The 17,818-nt window shown below is 73.5% G+C and carries 20 protein-coding genes; all 20 read left to right on the top strand.

Features of this window, described 5'->3' with window-relative positions; translation table 11 throughout:
* Positions 1-12 precede the first annotated feature (12 nt).
* The 20 genes from ABZ783_RS01800 to ABZ783_RS01705 all read left to right on the top strand — a co-directional run bounded on the left by ABZ783_RS01800 (position 13) and on the right by ABZ783_RS01705 (position 17,815).
* A complete protein-coding gene (locus ABZ783_RS01800) occupies positions 13-351 on the top strand; it encodes a P-II family nitrogen regulator (RefSeq protein WP_198940156.1) in 339 nt (112 codons plus the stop codon).
* A 10-nt stretch (positions 352-361) separates the two neighbouring features.
* Positions 362-2,740, top strand: coding sequence for a [protein-PII] uridylyltransferase (locus ABZ783_RS01795; protein ID WP_357433721.1), 2,379 nt, complete (start codon positions 362-364; stop codon positions 2,738-2,740).
* A gap of 82 nt (positions 2,741-2,822) precedes the next feature.
* On the top strand, positions 2,823-3,725 hold the full coding sequence (locus ABZ783_RS01790; RefSeq protein ID WP_357433719.1) for an ABC transporter ATP-binding protein: 903 nt from the start codon (positions 2,823-2,825) through the stop codon (positions 3,723-3,725).
* Positions 3,715-4,536, top strand: a complete 822-nt coding sequence (locus tag ABZ783_RS01785; protein ID WP_357433717.1) for an ABC transporter permease subunit — start codon at positions 3,715-3,717, stop codon at positions 4,534-4,536. Before ABZ783_RS01790 ends, ABZ783_RS01785 begins: the two co-directional genes overlap by 11 nt.
* 20 nt (positions 4,537-4,556) lie before the next feature.
* On the top strand, positions 4,557-5,684 hold the full coding sequence (locus tag ABZ783_RS01780) for a sensor histidine kinase (RefSeq protein ID WP_357433715.1): 1,128 nt from the start codon (positions 4,557-4,559) through the stop codon (positions 5,682-5,684).
* Positions 5,681-6,337, top strand: a complete 657-nt coding sequence (locus ABZ783_RS01775; RefSeq protein ID WP_357433713.1) for a response regulator transcription factor — start codon at positions 5,681-5,683, stop codon at positions 6,335-6,337. Before ABZ783_RS01780 ends, ABZ783_RS01775 begins: the two co-directional genes overlap by 4 nt.
* Positions 6,338-6,535: 198 nt before the next feature.
* Positions 6,536-8,089: a signal recognition particle protein gene (ffh, locus tag ABZ783_RS01770; protein WP_357433711.1), complete on the top strand. Its 1,554-nt coding sequence runs from the start codon at positions 6,536-6,538 to the stop codon at positions 8,087-8,089.
* A 128-nt stretch (positions 8,090-8,217) separates the two neighbouring features.
* Positions 8,218-9,297 carry an amidohydrolase family protein gene (locus tag ABZ783_RS01765; protein ID WP_357433709.1) on the top strand — a complete coding sequence of 360 codons (1,080 nt, stop codon included), beginning with the start codon at positions 8,218-8,220 and terminating at the stop codon, positions 9,295-9,297.
* 186 nt (positions 9,298-9,483) lie between these two features.
* The gene (gene proS / locus ABZ783_RS01760) at positions 9,484-10,890 is read left to right on the top strand and encodes a proline--tRNA ligase (RefSeq protein ID WP_357433707.1); all 1,407 of its coding nucleotides are present in this window, start codon (positions 9,484-9,486) and stop codon (positions 10,888-10,890) included.
* Positions 10,891-10,939: 49 nt separating this feature from the next.
* Positions 10,940-11,560, top strand: a complete 621-nt coding sequence (locus ABZ783_RS01755; RefSeq protein ID WP_357433705.1) for a DUF402 domain-containing protein — start codon at positions 10,940-10,942, stop codon at positions 11,558-11,560.
* Between the two features lie 237 nt (positions 11,561-11,797).
* Entirely contained in the window at positions 11,798-12,247 is a 450-nt protein-coding gene (gene rpsP / locus ABZ783_RS01750; protein WP_357433703.1) for a 30S ribosomal protein S16, read from the top strand.
* Positions 12,222-12,482 carry an RNA-binding protein gene (locus ABZ783_RS01745; protein WP_172967834.1) on the top strand — a complete coding sequence of 87 codons (261 nt, stop codon included), beginning with the start codon at positions 12,222-12,224 and terminating at the stop codon, positions 12,480-12,482. Before rpsP ends, ABZ783_RS01745 begins: the two co-directional genes overlap by 26 nt.
* Positions 12,482-13,024, top strand: a complete 543-nt coding sequence (gene rimM, locus ABZ783_RS01740; RefSeq protein WP_357433700.1) for a ribosome maturation factor RimM — start codon at positions 12,482-12,484, stop codon at positions 13,022-13,024. The genes ABZ783_RS01745 and rimM overlap by 1 nt, the downstream gene beginning before the upstream one ends.
* Before the next feature lie 15 nt (positions 13,025-13,039).
* A complete protein-coding gene (trmD, locus tag ABZ783_RS01735; RefSeq protein WP_357433698.1) occupies positions 13,040-13,816 on the top strand; it encodes a tRNA (guanosine(37)-N1)-methyltransferase TrmD in 777 nt (258 codons plus the stop codon).
* Positions 13,817-13,959: 143 nt separating this feature from the next.
* On the top strand, positions 13,960-14,319 hold the full coding sequence (gene rplS / locus ABZ783_RS01730; RefSeq protein ID WP_357433696.1) for a 50S ribosomal protein L19: 360 nt from the start codon (positions 13,960-13,962) through the stop codon (positions 14,317-14,319).
* Positions 14,320-14,512: 193 nt separating this feature from the next.
* A complete protein-coding gene (lepB, locus tag ABZ783_RS01725) occupies positions 14,513-15,394 on the top strand; it encodes a signal peptidase I (protein WP_357433694.1) in 882 nt (293 codons plus the stop codon).
* On the top strand, positions 15,391-16,023 hold the full coding sequence (lepB, locus tag ABZ783_RS01720; RefSeq protein ID WP_357433692.1) for a signal peptidase I: 633 nt from the start codon (positions 15,391-15,393) through the stop codon (positions 16,021-16,023). Before lepB (ABZ783_RS01725) ends, lepB (ABZ783_RS01720) begins: the two co-directional genes overlap by 4 nt.
* Positions 16,024-16,071: 48 nt before the next feature.
* Positions 16,072-16,557, top strand: coding sequence for an NUDIX hydrolase (locus tag ABZ783_RS01715; RefSeq protein ID WP_357433690.1), 486 nt, complete (start codon positions 16,072-16,074; stop codon positions 16,555-16,557).
* A complete protein-coding gene (locus ABZ783_RS01710) occupies positions 16,551-17,495 on the top strand; it encodes a ribonuclease HII (protein ID WP_357433688.1) in 945 nt (314 codons plus the stop codon). Before ABZ783_RS01715 ends, ABZ783_RS01710 begins: the two co-directional genes overlap by 7 nt.
* Complete coding sequence (locus ABZ783_RS01705; protein WP_007075222.1) at positions 17,492-17,815, top strand: DUF2469 domain-containing protein; 324 nt, start codon at positions 17,492-17,494, stop codon at positions 17,813-17,815. The genes ABZ783_RS01710 and ABZ783_RS01705 overlap by 4 nt, the downstream gene beginning before the upstream one ends.
* The last annotated feature ends 3 nt before the right edge of the window (positions 17,816-17,818 follow it).

Raw genomic sequence — 17,818 nt, 5'->3', positions numbered from 1 at the left:
GAGGGGATGGACATGAAGCTGGTGACCGCGGTCATCAAGCCGTACCAGCTGGACGCGGTGAAGGAGGCCCTGCACGCCCTCGGCGTGGCCGGCCTGACCGTCAGCGAGGTCCAGGGCTACGGCCGGCAGAAGGGGCACACCGAGGTCTACCGGGGTGCCGAGTACACGGTCGAGTTCCTGCCCAAGATCCGGGTGGAGGTGCTCACCGACGAGATGGAGGTCGACAAGATCGTCGACGCCATCGTGGGCGCCGCCCGCACCGGCAAGATCGGCGACGGCAAGGTCTGGGTGACCGGCGTCGAGGAGGTCGTCCGGGTCCGCACGGGCGAGCGCGGCCTGGACGCCCTCTGAGGATGTCTCGATGACCTCGTTGATCAAGGAGAACGCGTCGGGACACCCCGGGAACGGCGACGCGAACCCCTTGGTCAACGAGGTCGTCCGCGTACCCGGGGGGATCGGGGCCCAGGCGCGGGCGCAGCGGGCGGAGGCGATCGACCGGTGGTTGCGGTCGGTGTTTCCGCGGCGGGCGGGGATCGCGCTGGTCGCCGTCGGCGGGCTGGGCCGGCGGCAGTGCGCGCCGTACGGGGACGTCGACCTGGTGCTGCTGCACGCCGGGGTGCCCGGCATCGACGAGCTGGCCGCCTCGCTCTGGTATCCGATCTGGGACGCCGGGCTGCGCCTCGACCACTCCGTCCGGACCGTCGCCGAGGCGCTCTCCGTCGCCCAGGACGACGTCAAGGTCGCCCTCGGCCTGCTCGACGCCCGCCACGTGGCCGGCGATCCGGCCCTCGCCGACCAGCTCGTCCGCACCGCCGCCGACCACTGGCGGCGCACCGCCGTCCGGCAGCTTCCGCGGCTGCGGGAGATCACCGCCGCCCGCTGGGAGACCCACGGCGAGCTGGCCTTCCTCCTCGAGGGCGACCTGAAGGAGGCCGCCGGCGGGCTGCGCGACGTCGGCCTGTTGCGGGCCATCGCGACCGCCGGCGTGACCGACGCGCTGCGCCCCGCCGTGCACGCCGCCCACCGGCGGCTCCTCGACACCCGCGACGCCCTGCACCAGCAGGTCGGCCGCCGGGTCGACCGGCTCGTCGCCCAGGAACGCGACGGCGTCGCCGGGCTGCTCGGGCTGCGGCAACTCCAGCTCGACGCGTCCGGCGCCACCGCCGGGGGCGTAGTGGACGACGGTGACGCGTTGCTGCGCCGGGTCGCCGGGGACGCCCGGACCGTCAGCCACGCCCTCGACGACGCCTGGCGGGCCGCCGACCGGCTCCGCTCCGGGCGCCGCCGGGGCACCGACGGCCGGCCGGTGCGCCGCCCCGTCGCCCGGGACGTCGTCGAACACGACGGCGAGCTGGTGCTCGCCCGCACCGCCATCGGCGCCCGGCCCGACCCCAGCCTGTCGCTGCGGGTCGCCGCCGCCGCGGCCATCACCCGGCTCCCGATCGCCCGGGCCACCTGCGAGTGGCTCGCCGCGTACTGCCCGCCGCTGCCCGCGCCCTGGCCGCCGGCCGCCCTGGCCGCGCTGATCACCCTCCTCGGGGCCGGTCCCGGCCTGGTGCCCGCCTGGGAGACCTGCGACCGGTACGGCCTGGTCGACCGCTGGCTGCCCGAGTGGACCCGGCTGCGCAGCCTGCCCCAGCACAACCCGGTGCACCGGTTCACCCTCGACCGGCACCTGGTGCAGACCGCGTACGAGGCGAGCCGGCACACCCGCGAGGTGGACCGCCCCGACCTGCTGCTGCTCGGCGCGCTCCTGCACGACATCGGCAAGGGACTGCCCGGCGACGGTTCCGCCGGGCGGGCCGGCGGGCCTGAGCCGGCCGGCGCCTTCGTGGACCACAGCATCGTCGGGGCGCCGCTGGCCGAGGCGGTGGCCGCCCGGATCGGGCTGCCCGCGGCCGAAGCCGCGCTGATCGGCGAACTGGTCCGGCTGCACCTGCTGCTGCCCGACGTGGCGACCCGGCGCGACCTGTCCGACCCGAAGACCGTCGCCGGTGTCGCCGAGCAGGTCGGCGACACCACCACCCTGGAGCTGCTGCACGCCCTGGTCCGGGCCGACGCCGCCGCCACCGGGCCGGCCGCCTGGTCCGACTGGAAGGGGCGGCTCGTCGCCGAGCTGGTCGCCCGGGTGCGTACCGCGCTGGACACCGGCGTGGTGCCGGCGCCGCCCGCCCCGGATCCGGCACTGGTCGCGGGGCCGCTGCCGGTCGTACACCTGGCCGAGGACCGGGTGTCGGTGGCCGCGGCGGACCGACGCGGCCTGCTCGCCACGGTGGCCGGCTGCCTGGCCCTGCACCGGCTGGAGGTGATCTCCGCGGACGCCTCCACGGTCGACGGCCGGGCCCTGGTCGAGTGCCGGGTGCAGCCCCGCTACGGCCTGGCGCCCGACCCGATCGCGCTCACCGCCGACCTGCGCCGCGCGGTCGCCGGCGACGTCTCGGTCACCCAGCGGCTGCGCGGCCGGGCCCTGGCCACCCGCAGCCAGGGTGCCGCCGCGCCGCGGGTGGTCTGGCACCGCGAGGCGGCCACCGACGCGGTGCTGCTGGAGCTGCGCGCCGCCGACGCGGCCGGGCTGCTCTACCGGGTCAGCTGCGCCCTCGACGAGGCCGGCGCCCAGGTCCGGGCGGCCCGGATCTCCACCCTCGGCGCCGACGTGGTGGACGCGTTCTACCTGGTCGGCGGCTGGCCCTCCGACGCCGAACGGGACCGCGTCGAGGCCGCCGTCCTCGCCGCCGTGTAGACGCCGCCTACGTCCCGGGGCGTAGGTGAGGTGCCGCTCGCGGGGCGACGTTGCGCGACCCGGGAAGCGGCAGTCTCGGGGCATGAACCTGCCAGTGCACACCGAAGGGCTCACCAAACGGTACGGCGCACTGACCGCCGTCGACGATCTCCACCTGACCGTGCACCCCGGCGAGGTGTACGGCTTCCTCGGCCCCAACGGCGCCGGCAAGACCACCACCCTGCGCATGCTGCTCGGGCTGGTCCGCCCCACCGCCGGCACGGTACGGCTGCTCGGCCGTCCCCCGGGCGCCGGCCGACTCACCGGGGTCGGGGCGCTGATCGAGGGGCCCGCCTTCTATCCGTACCTCTCCGGGCGGGACAACCTGACGGTGCTCGCCCGCTACGCCGGGGTCGGCGCCGACCGGGTGGCGCTCGTGCTCGACCTGGTCGACCTCACCGACCGGGCCGGCGACCGGTACGCCGGCTACTCGTTGGGCATGAAGCAGCGGCTCGGCGTCGCCGCCGCCCTGCTCAAGGACCCGCGCCTGCTGATCCTCGACGAGCCGACCAACGGCCTCGACCCGGCCGGCATGGCGGACATGCGCACGCTGATCCGCCGGCTCGGCGCGGGCGGCTGCACCGTCCTGGTCTCCAGCCACCTGCTCGGCGAGGTCGAGCAGGTCTGCGACCGGGTCGGGGTGATCTCCCGGGGACGGCTGATCGCCGAGGGGAGCGTCGCCGAGCTGCGCGGCACGGCCGGGCTGCGGGTGCTCGCCGACCCGCTCGACGAGGCGGCGGCACGGGTCCGGACGCTCGTCGGCGCCGAGCGGGTGCGGGTGGTCGACGGCGCGCTGGAGCTCGCCGTCGAGCCGGAGCGGGCCGCCTGGCTCAACACCGAGCTGGTCGGCGCCGGGCTCGCCGTGCGCGAGCTGCGCCCCCGCGAACGGGACCTGGAGCAGGTCTTCTTCGACCTCATCGAGAAGGGAACGGCCGATGTCGCGTAGCTTCCGCGCCGAACTGATCAAGCTGGTCCGCCGCCCGGCGACCTGGCTGCTGCTGGCCATCACACTGGTCCTCGCGCTGATCTTCACCTACGTCTTCCCGTACGCCAGCATCGCCGGCGGGACGACCGGGCCGAACACCGACCGGACCCTGCCCATGCTGCTGCCCGACCAGCTGGTCGGTAACTCGCTCGGCGGCCTGCCGGTCTTCCTCGGCTCGATCGTGCTTATCCTCGGGGTGCTCACCGTCGGCGGCGAGTACGGCTGGGGCACCTGGAAGACGGTGCTCTCCCAGGGCCCGTCCCGGCTGGAGGTGTACGCCGGCAAGCTGCTCGCCCTCGCCGCCGCCGCGCTGGCCGTGGTGCTCGCCGTCTTCGCGGTCGGAGCGGTGGCCAGCGTGCTCATCGCGCTCGCCGAGGGGCAGCCGGTGCACTGGCCGTCGGCCGGCGACCTGCTCACCGGGATCGGCGCGGGGTGGCTCATCGCGACGATGTGGGCCATGCTCGGTGCCGTGCTCGCCGTCGCCCTGCGGGCGGTGGCGCTCCCGGTCGGTCTGGGGCTGGTGTGGATGCTCGCCGTGCAGAACCTGCTCGCCGCGATCGCCGCGCCGCTGCTCGACTGGGTGGCGCAGGTGCAGAAGGGGCTGCCCGGCCCGAACGCCGGGTCGCTGGCCGCGGCGCTGGGCTCGCCCGGCGACACCCCCGGCGTCGCGGCGACGGTCGGGGGCGGGCAGGCCGCCCTCGTGGTCGCGGCGTACCTGGTCGCCTTCGCGGCGATCGGCGGGGCGCTGCTGCGCCGGCGGGACATCGGCTGAGGCCGGCGGGGAGGGACGGCGTGGACCGGAACCGGAGCGGCTGGGGCGACGGCGTCTTCGACGCCCTGGTCGCCCTGGTCCTGGTCGTCTTCGGGCTGTTCGGCACCGCGCCGGCCGGCCTCAACCAGGGGATGGGCACCGGCCGGGCCACGTATCCGCTCGTCGTGGTGGCGGCGCTCGCCCTGGCCGTTCGGCGGCGCTGGCCGCTGGCCACCCTGGCCGTGGTCACCGCGGCGACCACGGCGTACCTGGTGCTCGGCTATCCGTACGGGCCGATCCTGATCTCGTTCTTTGTCGCGGTCTACACGGTCGCCGCGTACCGGCCGTTGCGGCCCGCGGCGGTGGCCTGCGGCCTCGCCCTGGCCGTGCTGCTGCTCCACGTCTTCGTGGGCGTCCGGTCACTCGGCCTGCTCGGCCTGATGCCCGCCGCCGCCTGGGTGGTCGTGCCGTTCGCGGTGGGCACCACGGTGCGGCTGGGCCGGGAGAGCGCGGCCCGCAACCGGGTGGACGAGGCCCGCCGGCTGGCCGACGCCGAACGGCTGCGGGTGGCCCGGGAGGTGCACGACGTGGTCGGGCACGGCCTCGCCGCCATCCACATGCAGGCGGAGATCGCGCTGCACCTGCTGGCCAAGCGGCCGGAGCAGGCCGAGGCGGCGTTGACCGCGATCAGCCGCACCAGCAAGGAGGCGCTGGACGAGCTGCGGGTCACCCTCACCGTCGTGCGGCGCGACGAGCCGGTCGACGAGCGGGCGCCGGCCCCCGGGCTGGCGCAGCTCCCGCAGTTGCGCGAGCGGCTCGCCGGCGCCGGGGTGCCGGTGACCGTCGAGGTCGACGGGGAGCCCCGCGCGTTGCCGGTGGCGGTGGACCTGGCCGCGTACCGGGTGGTGCAGGAGGCGCTGACCAACGTGCTGCGCCACGCCGGCCCGGCCACCGCCATCGTCCGCCTCCGGTACGCGCCCACCGAGGTCACCGTGGAGGTGACCGACACCGGCCGGGGCGCCGCCGCGCCGCCGGGCCGGACCGCCGGCTACGGCCTGGCCGGCATGCGGGAGCGCGTCACCGCGCTGGGCGGGTCGTTCACCGCCGGCCCCGCCTCCACCGGCGGCTTCCGGGTGTACGCGACACTGCCGGTGGAGGAGGCCACATGATCACGGTGTTGCTCGCGGACGATCAGGATCTGGTCCGGATCGGGCTGCGTGCCCTGGTGGAGAGCGAGGACGACCTCGCGGTGGTCGGGGAGGCCGCCGACGGGCTCGCCGCCGTCGAGCTGGCCCGCCGGGAGCGCCCCGACGTGGTGCTGATGGACGTCCGGATGCCCGGCGTGGACGGCATCGAGGCGACCCGGCGCATCGTCGCCGACCCCGAGCTGGCCGGCACCCGGGTGGTCGTCCTGACCACCTTCGAGCTGGACGAGTACGTCTTCGACGCGCTCCGGCACGGGGCCAGCGGCTTCCTGACCAAGGACACCCGCCCGGCCGAGCTGCTCCGGGCGATCCGGCTGGTCGCCGAGGGCGAGGCGCTGCTGTCCCCGTCGGTGACCCGGCGGGTGGTCCGGGAGTTCGCCACCCGGCCGGCCCGGGTGCCTCGGCCGCACCCGCGGCTGGACACCCTCACCGACCGGGAACGGGAGGTGGTGGGACTGGTCGGCGAGGGGCTGAGCAACGCCGAGATCGCCGAGCGGCTCGTGGTGAGCCCGGCCACCGCGCGTACCCACGTGAGCCGGGCCATGGTCAAGCTGGGCGCCCGGGACCGGGCCCAGCTGGTGGTCTTCGCGTACCAGTCGGGGCTGATCGCCTCGTGATCGTCCGGCGGGCCCGGCGCCGGCAGGACCACGGTGGCCACCTCGGGCGGGCGGAGCTGCGGCCCGGACCAGCGTGATCTCGCGCGGGGGTCGGCCGGCGGGAAGCAGTGGGGAGGCGGGACCGTTACCCTTGCGGGTAGCCGGCCTTGTGCGCGCTGGCTGATCGTGCCCGCCGAAGACGACAAACGGGATGTTCGTGTGTTTGACACCTTGAGTGACCGCCTGTCCGGGATCTTCACCAAGCTCCGCGGCAAGGGACGGCTCACCGACGCCGACATCGACGCCACCGCGCGCGAGATCCGCATGGCGCTGCTGGAGGCCGACGTCGCCCTGCCGGTGGTCAAGGGGTTCATCGCGAACGTCAAGGAGCGGGCCCGGGGCGCCGAGGTCTCCCAGGCGCTCAACCCGGCCCAGCAGATCATCAAGATCGTCAACGAGGAGCTGATCAACGTCCTCGGTGGCGAGGGGCGCCGGCTCCAGTTCGCCAAGCAGCCGCCGACCGTGATCATGCTGGCCGGTCTCCAGGGTTCCGGTAAGACCACCCTCGCCGGCAAGCTGGCCCGCTGGCTCAAGGCCCAGGGCCACCAGCCGCTGCTGGTCGCCGCCGACCTCCAGCGCCCCAACGCCGTCGGGCAGCTCCAGGTGCTCGGCGGCCGGGCCGGCGTCGAGGTGTACGCCCCGGCGCCCGGCAACGGCGTCGGCGACCCGGTGCAGGTGGCGCGCGACTCGATCGAGCACGCCAAGCGGGCCGCCCGGGACATCGTCATCGTCGACACCGCCGGCCGGCTCGGTATCGACGCCGAGATGATGCAGCAGGCCGCCGACATCCGGGACGCGGTCCAGCCCGACGAGGTCATCTTCGTCATCGACGCCATGGTCGGTCAGGACGCGGTCCGCACCGCCGAGGCGTTCCGCGACGGTGTCGGCATCAGCGGCGTGGTCCTCTCCAAGCTCGACGGCGACGCCCGCGGTGGTGCCGCGCTCTCCGTCCGCGAGGTCACCGGGCAGCCGATCCTCTTCGCCTCCACCGGCGAGAAGCTGGAGGACTTCGACGTCTTCCACCCCGACCGGATGGCCAGCCGGATCCTCGGCATGGGCGACGTCCTCACGCTGATCGAGCAGGCCGAGGCGGCCTTCGACGCCGATCAGAAGGAGAAGATGACCGCCAAGCTGATGGGCGGCGAGACCTTCACCCTGGAGGACTTCCTCGATCAGCTCATCGCGGTCCGGCGGATGGGGCCGATCGCCAACGTGCTGGCCATGATGCCGGGCATGGGGCAGATGAAGGACCAGCTCGCCGAGCTGGACGACAAGCACTTCGACCGGGTCACCGCGATCATCCGGTCGATGACCCCGGGCGAGCGCACCAACCCGAAGATCATCAACGGCTCCCGGCGCGCCCGGATCGCCAACGGCTCCGGGGTCACCGTGATGGACGTCAACCAGCTGCTCAACCGCTTCGCCGACGCGCAGAAGATGATGAAGCAGATGGGCGGCATGATGGGCCTGCCCGGAGGCGGCCGGCGCAAGGCGACCAAGTCGCCGAAGAACAAGCGCAAGGGCACCAAGGGCGGCGGCCGGCCGCGTACCGGCGCCGGCCTGCCGGGCGGCTTCCCGGGCGGCATGCCGCAGCTCCCGCCGGGCCTGGACCCGGGGGACCTGGCCGGTGGCCAGGGCCTGCCGCCGGGCTTCAAGCTCCCGAAGATCGACTTCAACAAGCTCGGCAAGGGCGGGGACAAGAACCCTCGCTGACCGCGCGTCGCCGACCTCCGACGGCCCCGTCACCCCGTGGTGGCGGGGCCGTCGTCGTGCCCGCCCGCGCCACCGGGCGGGGCGACCTGCTCGCCCGGGACGGGGAGTGATCGGGTAGGACTGTGCACATGGCTCTGCATGTGCGCGGTGTGCTCCTGCCCGACGACGAGGTCCGGGACGTGTGGCTGGTCGGCGACCGGGTCACCTTCGAACCGGTGCCCGGCGCGGAGACCGTCGCCGACGGCGGCTTCGTGCTTCCCGGTCTGACCGACGCCCACTGCCACATCGGCATCGCCCGGGGCGGCGCCCCGATCACCGCGCTTGACCAGGCCCGAGAGCTGGCCCGTACCGACCGGGACGCCGGGGTGCTGGCCATCCGGGACGCCGGCTCGCCGTACCCGTACCCGGAACTCGACGACGACCCGGAGCTGCCGCGGCTGGCCCGCGCCGGCCGGCACGTCGCACCGCCGAAGCGCTACCTGCGGGACATCGGGGTGGAGGTCGGCGCGGCCGAGGTGGCCGCGACGGTGGCGGCGCAGGCCGCCGCCGGCAACGGCTGGGTCAAGCTGGTCGGGGACTGGATCGACCGGGGCGTCGGTGACCTGGCCCCTGCCTGGGACGCGGACACCATGACGGCCGCCGTCGCCGCCGCGCACGCCGCCGGGGCACGCGCCGCGGTGCACACCTTCTCCGAGTCGGCCGTGGAGATCATGGTGCGGGCCGGGGTGGACTCGGTGGAGCACGGCACCGGGCTCAGCCTGGACCTGATCGACCTGATGGCCCGTCAGGGCACCGCGCTGGTCCCCACGATGATCAACATTCAGACCTTCGGTGGCATCGCCGACCAGGCCCGCCCCAGGTTCCCCGGGTACGCCGACCACATGCTCGCCCTGCGCGACCGCTTCCCCGAGGTGGTCCGGGCCGCGTACGAGGCGGGCGTGCCGATCTACGTCGGCACCGACGCGGGCGGGGGCATCGACCACGGGCTGGCCGCCGAGGAGATGCTGCTGCTGCACGAGCGGGCCGGCATGTCCACCGAGGACGTCCTCGCCGCCGCGTCCTGGCGCGCCCGCGAGTGGCTCGGCTTCCCCGGCCTGGTCGAGGGCGGCCTCGCCGACCTGGTCGTCTATCCCGAGGACCCGCGCCGCGACCTCCGGGTGGTCCGCACCCCGTCCCGCATCGTCCTGCGCGGCCGCGTACTGCGCTGACCCCGTCCCCTGCCGCCTGGCTGACCGCGTCTGTCCGGGAAGAGTGCTCAGTCCGGTGCGGAAGGGCACTCTTTCCGGGAATCTGTGTGGATTTCGCGCGAGGCGCTGGGCTCCGGGCGACGCGACACGGCGCGGGCGGCCTCCCGGGCGCTGCGGCGGCGCACCCGGCGCATAGGATGTGCGCTCATGGCACGCGTGCTCACTCCCCGTGCGGAGGATTTCCCCCGCTGGTACCAGGACCTGATCGCCAAGGCCAAGCTGGCCGACAACGGCCCGGTGCGGGGCACCATGGTCATCCGACCGGCGGGCTACGCCATCTGGGAGCGGATGCAGGCGGAGATGGACGCCCGGATCAAGGCGGCCGGCGCGGAGAACGCCTACTTCCCGCTCTTCATCCCGGAGAGCTACCTCAAGCGCGAGGCCGAGCACGTCGAGGGCTTCTCGCCGGAACTGGCCGTGGTCACCCACGGTGGGGGCAAGCAGCTCGCCGAGCCGGTGGTGGTCCGCCCCACCAGCGAGACGGTGATCGGCGAGTTCATGGCCAAGTGGATCGACTCGTACCGGGACCTGCCGCTGCTGCTCAACCAGTGGGCGAACGTGGTCCGCTGGGAGCTGCGCCCGCGGATCTTCCTGCGTACCAGCGAGTTCCTCTGGCAGGAGGGGCACACCGCGCACGCCACCCGTGAGGACGCCCGCGCCTACGCCCGGCGGATCCTGCACGAGGCGTACGAGGACCTGATGGTCAACGTGCTCGGCATCCCGGTGGTGGTCGGCCTGAAGACCGCCCGCGAGCGCTTCGCCGGCGCGACCGCCACCTACACCTGCGAAGGCATGATGGGTGACGGGAAGGCGCTCCAGCTGGGCACCAGCCACGAGCTGGGCCAGAACTTCGCCCGGGCGTTCGACATCAGCTTCTCCTCGGCCGAGGGTGGCCGGGAGCACGCCTGGACGACCTCCTGGGGCACCTCGACCCGGATGCTCGGCGGCCTGATCATGTGCCACGGGGACGACAACGGCCTGCGGGTGCCGCCGAAGCTGGCGCCGGTCCAGGCGTACGTGATGATCGTCAAGGACGGCGAGGGCGTGGCCGAGGCGGCGGCCAAGCTCCGCGACGCGCTGCGCGACGCCGGTGTCCGGGTCGCGCTGGACGACCGGACCGACACCGCCTTCGGCCGCCGGGCCGTCGACGCCGAGCTGCGCGGCTACCCGGTCCGCGTCGAGGTCGGCCCCCGTGACCTGGCCGCCGGCAACGCGGTGGTGGTCCGGCGTACGGACGGCTCGAAGGCCGCGACGCCGGTGGCCGACGTGGTCGGCGCGGTCCTCGCCGCGCTGGAGGCCGACCAGCAGTCGCTGCACGACCAGGCGTTGGCCTTCCGGCAGTCCCGCACCACCGACGTCGCCACCCTCGCCGAGGCGATCGAGGCGGCGGCCACCGGCTGGGCCCGGGTGCCGTGGTCGGCGGTCGGCGTCCAGGGCGAGGCCGACGCGAACGCGCAGGGCGTCACCGTCCGGTGCCTGCTGCGGGCCGACGGCTCGGTGCCGGACTCCGAGGACGAGGGGGATCTGATCGCCGTCCTCGCCCGCGCCTACTGAGGTGCGCCCGGGCGGCTCGGTCGGCCGGTTCGCGCCGGGTCGGCTGATCATGCACCGCAACGTGCGGCACGGGCGGATCGGTTGGGTCCGCTCGGCCCGGGTGGTCCGCGACGACGACCGGGGGCTGCTGCTCTGGATCGCCCGGGGCGCGCCGGTGGCGAACGAGGTGACCGAGGCGGGGCTGGGCATGCGGGCCATGCCGTTCGCCGAGTGGATCACCTCGTCGTACCGGCTCGCCCAGGGCCGCTGGAACGGGCCGCCGGTGCTGAAGTTCCTGCCCACCGGTGCCGCCCATTCGGTGTGGTGGTTCCGCGACGACCGGGGCCGGTTCAAGAACTGGTACGTCAACCTGGAGGAGCCCGCCGTCCGCTGGGACGACGGCGCGGTGGCCGGGGTCGACATGACGGACCAGGACCTCGACGTGGTGGTGCACCCGGATCTCCGCTGGGAGTGGAAGGACGAGGAGGAGTTCGTCGAGCGCCTCGCCTTCCCGGACGACTACTGGGTGCCCGACGAGAAGGCGGTCCGGGCCGAGGGGGAGCGGGTGATCCGGATCGCCGAGTCGGGCGAGTTCCCGTTCGACGGCACCTGGTGCGATTTCACCCCGCCGGTCGCATGGGACGTACCGGACGGGCTGCCGCCGGGCTGGGACCGGCCGCCGGTGCGTTGAGCGTGTCGTGCGTCACGCTGGAGTCGACCCGGGTGACCAGTCCGGGTCCGGTGTGAGAGATCGGGGCCGGATCTGGCAGAATGGTTCGCTGGTATCCGGCGCGCGTCCGGCGCCCTCTAACCCGGGCACGCCGCCAGTCCACCGAGCAGCCTCCGGCCCAACCCCACTGTGCCGGTCGGCGCTCACCCGCACACCGCCCGTACGGGCCGGTGAGATCGCAACAGGAGCGAAACAACTGTGGCCGTAAAGATCCGGCTCCTGCGGATGGGTAAGATCCGCAACCCGCAGTACCGCATCGTCGTCGCCGACTCGCGCACCAAGCGTGACGGTCGCGCGATCGAGTTCGTCGGTGTGTACCAGCCGAAGGAGGACCCTTCGGTGATCGAGGTCAAGTCGGAGCGGGTCCAGTACTGGCTGTCCGTCGGCGCGCAGCCGAGCGAGGCGGTGCAGCGCCTGCTGGAGCTGACCGGTGACTGGCAGAAGTTCAAGGGCCTGCCGGCCCCGGCGCCGCTGAAGGTCGCCCCGGAGCGGGCCGACCGCAAGGCGGCGTACGAGGCCGAGGCGAAGGCCGCCGCCGGCGTGGCCGAGACCCCGGCGCCGGCCAAGAAGGCCGCCAAGGCGCAGGCCCCGGCCGAGGCGCCGCAGGCCGAGGAGCAGACCGGTGCAGAGTCCGGCGAGCAGGCCTGACATGGCGCTGCGTCCCGCCCTGGAGCACCTGGTCAAGGGGATCGTCGACCACCCGGACGACGTCCGGGTGCGGATGGTCGATTCCCGTCGGGGTAAGCGGCTCGAGGTCCGCGTGCACCCGGAGGACCTCGGCACGGTGATCGGGCGGTCCGGCCGGACCGCCAAGGCGCTGCGCCAGGTGATCGGCTCCATCGGTGGGCGCGGGGTGCGCGTCGACATCGTCGACTCGTACTGATGCTTCTCATCGTCGGCAGGGTCGGCAAGCCGCACGGGATCCGCGGTGAGGTCACCGTGGAGGTGCGGACCGATGAGCCCGAAGCACGGTTCGCCCCGGGGACGGTGCTGCGCACCGACTCCGGGGCGGTCGCGCCCGCGGAGCCCGGGGCCTACCGGGTGCCGGCCGAGTTGACCGTCGAGTCGGCGCGCTGGCACCAGGGTCGGCTGCTGGTCGCCTTCGAGGGCGTGCCGGACCGCAACGTCGCCGAGGCGCTGCGCGGCACCCTGGTCGGCGTGGACAGCGCCGACGTCGCTCCGCCGGAGGACCCGGAGGAGTTCCACGACCACCAGCTCGTCGGCCTCGCGGTGGTCACCCGGCAGGGCGAGCGGCTGGGCGAGGTGGCCCGGATCGACCACGCTCCCGCCTCCGACCTGCTGGTGCTGCGGCGCCCCGAGGGGCGGACCGCGCTGATCCCGTTCGTCAAGGCGATCGTGCCCGAGGTGGACCTCGCCGGCGGTCGCGTCGTCGTCGACCCGCCCGGCGGCCTGCTCGACCTGTAGCTGGAGCCAGCCGTCATGCGCGTCGACATCGTGTCGATCTTCCCGGAATATTTCGCCCCGCTCGACCTGTCGCTGATCGGCAAGGCGCGGGCGAACGGCAGCCTGCGGCTGGCCGTACACGATCTGCGGGCCTGGACCCACGACGTGCACCGCACGGTCGACGACACGCCCTACGGCGGCGGGCCCGGCATGGTGATGCGGCCGGAGCCGTGGGGTGAGGCGCTGGACGCTCTCGTCCCCGCCGGCGGCGAACCGGAGCCCCGGCTGCTGGTGCCCTCCCCGGCCGGTGTCCGGTTCACTCAGGCGATGGCGCACGAGTTGGCCGCCGAGCCGCACCTGCTCTTCGCCTGCGGCCGGTACGAGGGCATCGACCAGCGGGTGCTCGACCACGCGGCGACCCGGATGCGGGTGACCGAGGTCTCCCTCGGCGACTACGTGCTCTTCGGCGGCGAGGTGGCGGTGCTGGTGATCCTGGAGGCGGTCACCCGGCTGCTGCCCGGGGTGCTCGGCAACGCCGGCTCGCTGGACGAGGAGTCGCACGCCCACGGGCTGCTGGAGGCGCCGATGTACACCAAGCCGGCGACCTGGCGCGGGCACGAGGTGCCCGAGGTGCTGCGCTCCGGCGACCACGGGAAGATCGCCCGCTGGCGGCGCGACGAGTCGCTGCTGCGTACGGCGGCCCGCCGCCCCGACATGATCGCCACGCTGCCCCCGGAGAGCCTGGACAAGCGGGACCGGGCGGCGTTGGACCGGGGCGGATTTCAGCTGTCGCCGGGGGATGTGGCAAAGTAGGGGGGTTGCCGCATCCGTCCACGCCGTGGGCGGTTGCGAGGACCCTCGACCGGGGTCGGCGTCGCCGGCCACCACCCGGGGGTCAGAATCACCCATTCGCGCATCGACTGACGGTGCGCCGTGAGCCTCACGAGGACGCAGCGATGAACATCCTGGACGCCCTTGACGCCCAGTCGAAGCGCGTTGACATCCCCGACTTCCGTGCCGGTGACACCGTCAAGGTGCACGCGCGGGTTGTCGAGGGCAACCGGTCCCGGGTCCAGATCTTCCAGGGCGTCGTCATCCGCCGCCAGGGTGACGGCCTGCGCGAGACCTTCTCGGTCCGCAAGGTCAGCTTCGGCGTGGGTGTCGAGCGGACCTACCCGGTCAACAGCCCGGCGATCGACCGGATCGAGGTCGTGACCCGCGGTGACGTGCGGCGCGCCAAGCTCTACTACCTGCGTGAGCTGCGCGGCAAGAAGGCCAAGATCAAGGAGCTGCGCGAGAAGCAGCCGGCGAGCTGAATCTACTTGCGCCACGCCGCCTGACCTGCCCGTATGTGGTATCGACCGGAGCGCATTACCCTGGTCGTACGGGCGCAGGGGGACGGCACACCGCGCGTGCTCGACGCGGTGGCACAGCGATCCACTACCGCCCGTGGGGTCTCCTGGCGAGACTCCCGGGCGGTAGTGTCGTTTCCGCGGACCGGAGAGTGGCATGGTGCAGATGCTTGACGAGGACGGCACCGTCGATCCGTTACGCCGGCGGGCCCGGCGCTCCCGCCGGCAGATGCCCCTCTGGCAGGAACTGCCCCTGCTCCTGGTGGTCGCCTTCTGCCTGGCCGTGCTGATCCGCACCTTCCTGCTCCAGGCGTTCTTCATCCCCTCCGGCTCGATGGAGGACACCCTCCTCATCGGCGACCGGGTGCTGGTCAACAAGGTCGTCTACGACGTCCGTGACCCGGCCCGGGGTGAGGTCGTGGTCTTCCGGGGCACCGACCGGTGGGTGGCTCAGGAGGCCCCGGCGCCGCCGACCAACTTCGCCGGCAAGGTCGGCCGCACCCTCAGCGACCTGGTGGGGATCAGCCGCCCCGGCGAGAAGGACTTCATCAAGCGGGTCATCGGCGTTCCGGGCGACCGGATCTGGTGCTGCGACGATGGCCGCGTCGTGGTCAACGGCGTGCCGTTGGACGAGCGGGCGTACGTGTCGGAGGACTCGCCGGTCGAGCTGCCCCCGAACCCGAAGGAGTGCCGCTCCCGGCAGTTCACCGAGGTGGTCGTACCCCCGGGGCAGATCTTCGTGATGGGCGACCACCGGCTGGTCTCCCAGGACGCCCGGTGCCAGGGCCCGGTGCCGATCGACAACGTCGTGGGCCGGGCCTTCATGATCGTGTGGCCGTCGCAGCGGTGGGCCACCCTGCCGGTCCCGCAGACCTTCGCCGACCTGCCGCAATCCAACGCCGCGCCGGCCGGACCGGTGCCCGTCGATCCGGACCCGGTGGGCGGTGTCGTCCTGATCCTCCCGGTCACGGCCACGCTCTCCGTTCTCGCGAGTTCGGGGCGACTGCGCCGCGCCTGGGGACGTAGGCTCCTCCCGTGATTGACGAGCAGACCGAAAAGCCGCGCAGCTCCTTCTGGAAGGAGTTGCCCATCCTCCTGGGCGTGGCGATCCTGGTCGCAGTGCTGGTACGTGCCTTCGTGCTGCAGACCTTCTTCATCCCGTCCCCGTCGATGGAGAACACTCTCAAGATCGACGATCGGGTGCTGGTCAACAAACTGGTCTACGACTTCCGCTCGCCGCACCGGGGCGAGGTGATCGTCTTCAAGGCGCCCACCGACTGGAGCGGCAATCCGGAGGGCGAGGACTTCATCAAGCGGGTGATCGGCGTCGGCGGTGACCACGTGGTCTGCTGCGACCGCACCGGCGGCGCGGAGCGGCTGGTGATCAACGGCAAGCCGCTCGACGAGCCGTATCTCTTCCCCGGCAACAAGCCCGCCGACCAGGACTTCGACATCACCGTGCCGGATGGCCGGCTCTGGGTGATGGGTGACCATCGGCAGGCCTCCGGCGACTCGCTGGAGCACTGGCAGCAGTCCGGCGAGGACATCAACGAGGCCACCATCCCCGAGGACCGGGTGGTCGGGCGGGCCTTCACGATCTTCTGGCCGGTCGGCCGGGCGACCTGGCTCACCGTGCCGAAGCAGTTCGACGGGATTCCCAATCCCTGACCCCGGAGGGCGTGGGCGTTCGTCGGACGCGTCTGGCAGGCTTGGGCCGTGACCGTCTACACCCCTCGTCGCGCGGCCCGCGTGCTGCTCGTCGACGCGTCCGACCGGGTGCTGCTGTTCGCCGGCACCGATCCGGGCCGACCGGGGCACGCCTACTGGTTCACCCCGGGCGGGGGACTGGATCCGGGGGAGAGCCCCGCCGCGGGCGCGGCCCGGGAGTTGGCCGAGGAGACCGGGCTGCGGCTCACCCCGGCAGAGCTGGGCGCGCCGGTCTGGGCGGAGACGGTCGAGTTCCCGTTCGACGGCGTCTGGTACCGCCAGGAGCAGGAGTTCTTCCTGGTCCGGGTGCCCGCCTGGGAGGTCGACACGACCGGCTTCGACGAGGTCGAGCGGGCCAGCGTGTCCGGCCACCGCTGGTGGTCGCTGGCGGAGCTGTCCGCGACCGCCGAGCGCTTCTACCCGCCGGACCTGCCGGACCGGCTCGCCGCCGCGCTGGCCGGGGACCGGTCCGCCGCGGGGGGTGAGCCGTGCTGACGCCCCCGCGTACGGTGGTGCGCCGCGAGGGCGGCCTCTACGCCCTCGAACGGGCCCTGCAACGGCGGGGCTTCCGCCATGTGGCCGGTGCCGACGAGGCCGGCCGTGGCGCGTGTGCCGGCCCGCTGGTGGCCGCTGCGGCGGTGCTGCCCGAGGGGCGCCGTGGCGAGATCGAGGGGCTGGCCGATTCCAAGCTGCTCACCCCGGCCAGCCGGGAGCGGATCTACGACGAGGTGGTGGCGCGGGCCCTGGCGTACGCCGTGGTGGTCATCCCGGCCGACGAGGTCGACGCGCGTGGGCTGCACGTGTGCAACGTGGCCGCCATGCGCCGGGCGCTCGCCTCGCTGACCACCCGTCCGGAGTACGTGTTGAGCGACGGTTTCGGCGTCGACGGGCTGGACGTGCCGGGGCTGGCGGTCTGGAAGGGGGACCGGGTGGCCGCCTGCGTGGCGGCGGCGAGCGTGCTGGCCAAGGTCACCCGGGACCGGATCATGGTCGAGCTGGACGGGCGGTACCCGGGCTACGGCTTCGCCGAGCACAAGGGCTACATCACGCCTGAGCACACCGCCGCGCTGCGGGAGCTCGGGCCGTGCCGGGAGCACCGCTTCTCGTACGTCAACGTCGCCACCGTCTCCGGCCGGGACGGGCGGCCGCCCCGCTCGCGGCGGCCGGCGGCCGGCGACCCGGACGAGCCGCTGTTCAGTGGCCCGGGCCCGGACGAGCCGCTGTTCAGTGGCCCGGGCCCGGACGAGCCGCTGTTCGGCGGCTCCGTCGCGGCGCTCTTCGGCGGCCCGGAGGAGGGGCCCGCCGGGAGCCCGGACGAGCCGATGGAGCGTTCCGGCGCGCCAGGGGGTACCGTCGGCGTGGCGTTGGGCGAGCAGCCGCGACCTCCAGCGCCGGTGGGGGAAGATGTGGTCATGGAAGGCGGAGTGCGATGAGCGCGGAAGATCTCGAAAAGTACGAGACCGAGATGGAGCTGCAGCTCTACCGGGAGTACCGCGACATTGTCCGCCAGTTCTCCTACGTGGTGGAGACCGAGCGCCGCTTCTACCTGGCCAATCAGGTCGATCTGCACGTCCGCAACTCGGACGGTGAGGTCTACTTCGAGGTCGAGATGCACGACGCCTGGGTGTGGGACATGTACCGGCCTGCGCGATTCGTCAAGAATGTCCGGGTAATGACGTTCAAGGACGTCAATGTGGAAGAGCTCGAAAAGCCCGACATCTCGCTTCCCGCAGACTCCGGATTCGGCGGCTGACCG

The organism is Micromonospora sp. NPDC047738 (assembly GCF_040642675.1).
Taxonomy (GTDB): domain Bacteria; phylum Actinomycetota; class Actinomycetes; order Mycobacteriales; family Micromonosporaceae; genus Micromonospora.
Note: the sequence above shows the minus strand (reverse complement) of the source record. Positions and strands in the feature narration are given on the sequence as shown.

Bases quoted from the DNA above. Each gene is read 5' to 3' on its own strand.
- ABZ783_RS01800 (WP_198940156.1), top strand. From the start codon at position 13: ATGAAGCTGGTGACCGCGGTCATCAAGCCGTACCAGCTGGACGCGGTG.
- ABZ783_RS01795 (WP_357433721.1), top strand. From the start codon at position 362: ATGACCTCGTTGATCAAGGAGAACGCGTCGGGACACCCCGGGAACGGC.
- ABZ783_RS01790 (WP_357433719.1), top strand. From the start codon at position 2,823: ATGAACCTGCCAGTGCACACCGAAGGGCTCACCAAACGGTACGGCGCA.
- ABZ783_RS01785 (WP_357433717.1), top strand. From the start codon at position 3,715: ATGTCGCGTAGCTTCCGCGCCGAACTGATCAAGCTGGTCCGCCGCCCG.
- ABZ783_RS01775 (WP_357433713.1), top strand. From the start codon at position 5,681: ATGATCACGGTGTTGCTCGCGGACGATCAGGATCTGGTCCGGATCGGG.
- ABZ783_RS01765 (WP_357433709.1), top strand. From the start codon at position 8,218: ATGGCTCTGCATGTGCGCGGTGTGCTCCTGCCCGACGACGAGGTCCGG.
- proS (WP_357433707.1), top strand. From the start codon at position 9,484: ATGGCACGCGTGCTCACTCCCCGTGCGGAGGATTTCCCCCGCTGGTAC.
- ABZ783_RS01755 (WP_357433705.1), top strand. From the start codon at position 10,940: ATGCACCGCAACGTGCGGCACGGGCGGATCGGTTGGGTCCGCTCGGCC.
- rimM (WP_357433700.1), top strand. From the start codon at position 12,482: ATGCTTCTCATCGTCGGCAGGGTCGGCAAGCCGCACGGGATCCGCGGT.
- trmD (WP_357433698.1), top strand. From the start codon at position 13,040: ATGCGCGTCGACATCGTGTCGATCTTCCCGGAATATTTCGCCCCGCTC.
- rplS (WP_357433696.1), top strand. From the start codon at position 13,960: ATGAACATCCTGGACGCCCTTGACGCCCAGTCGAAGCGCGTTGACATC.
- lepB (WP_357433694.1), top strand. From the start codon at position 14,513: ATGGTGCAGATGCTTGACGAGGACGGCACCGTCGATCCGTTACGCCGG.
- ABZ783_RS01705 (WP_007075222.1), top strand. From the start codon at position 17,492: ATGAGCGCGGAAGATCTCGAAAAGTACGAGACCGAGATGGAGCTGCAG.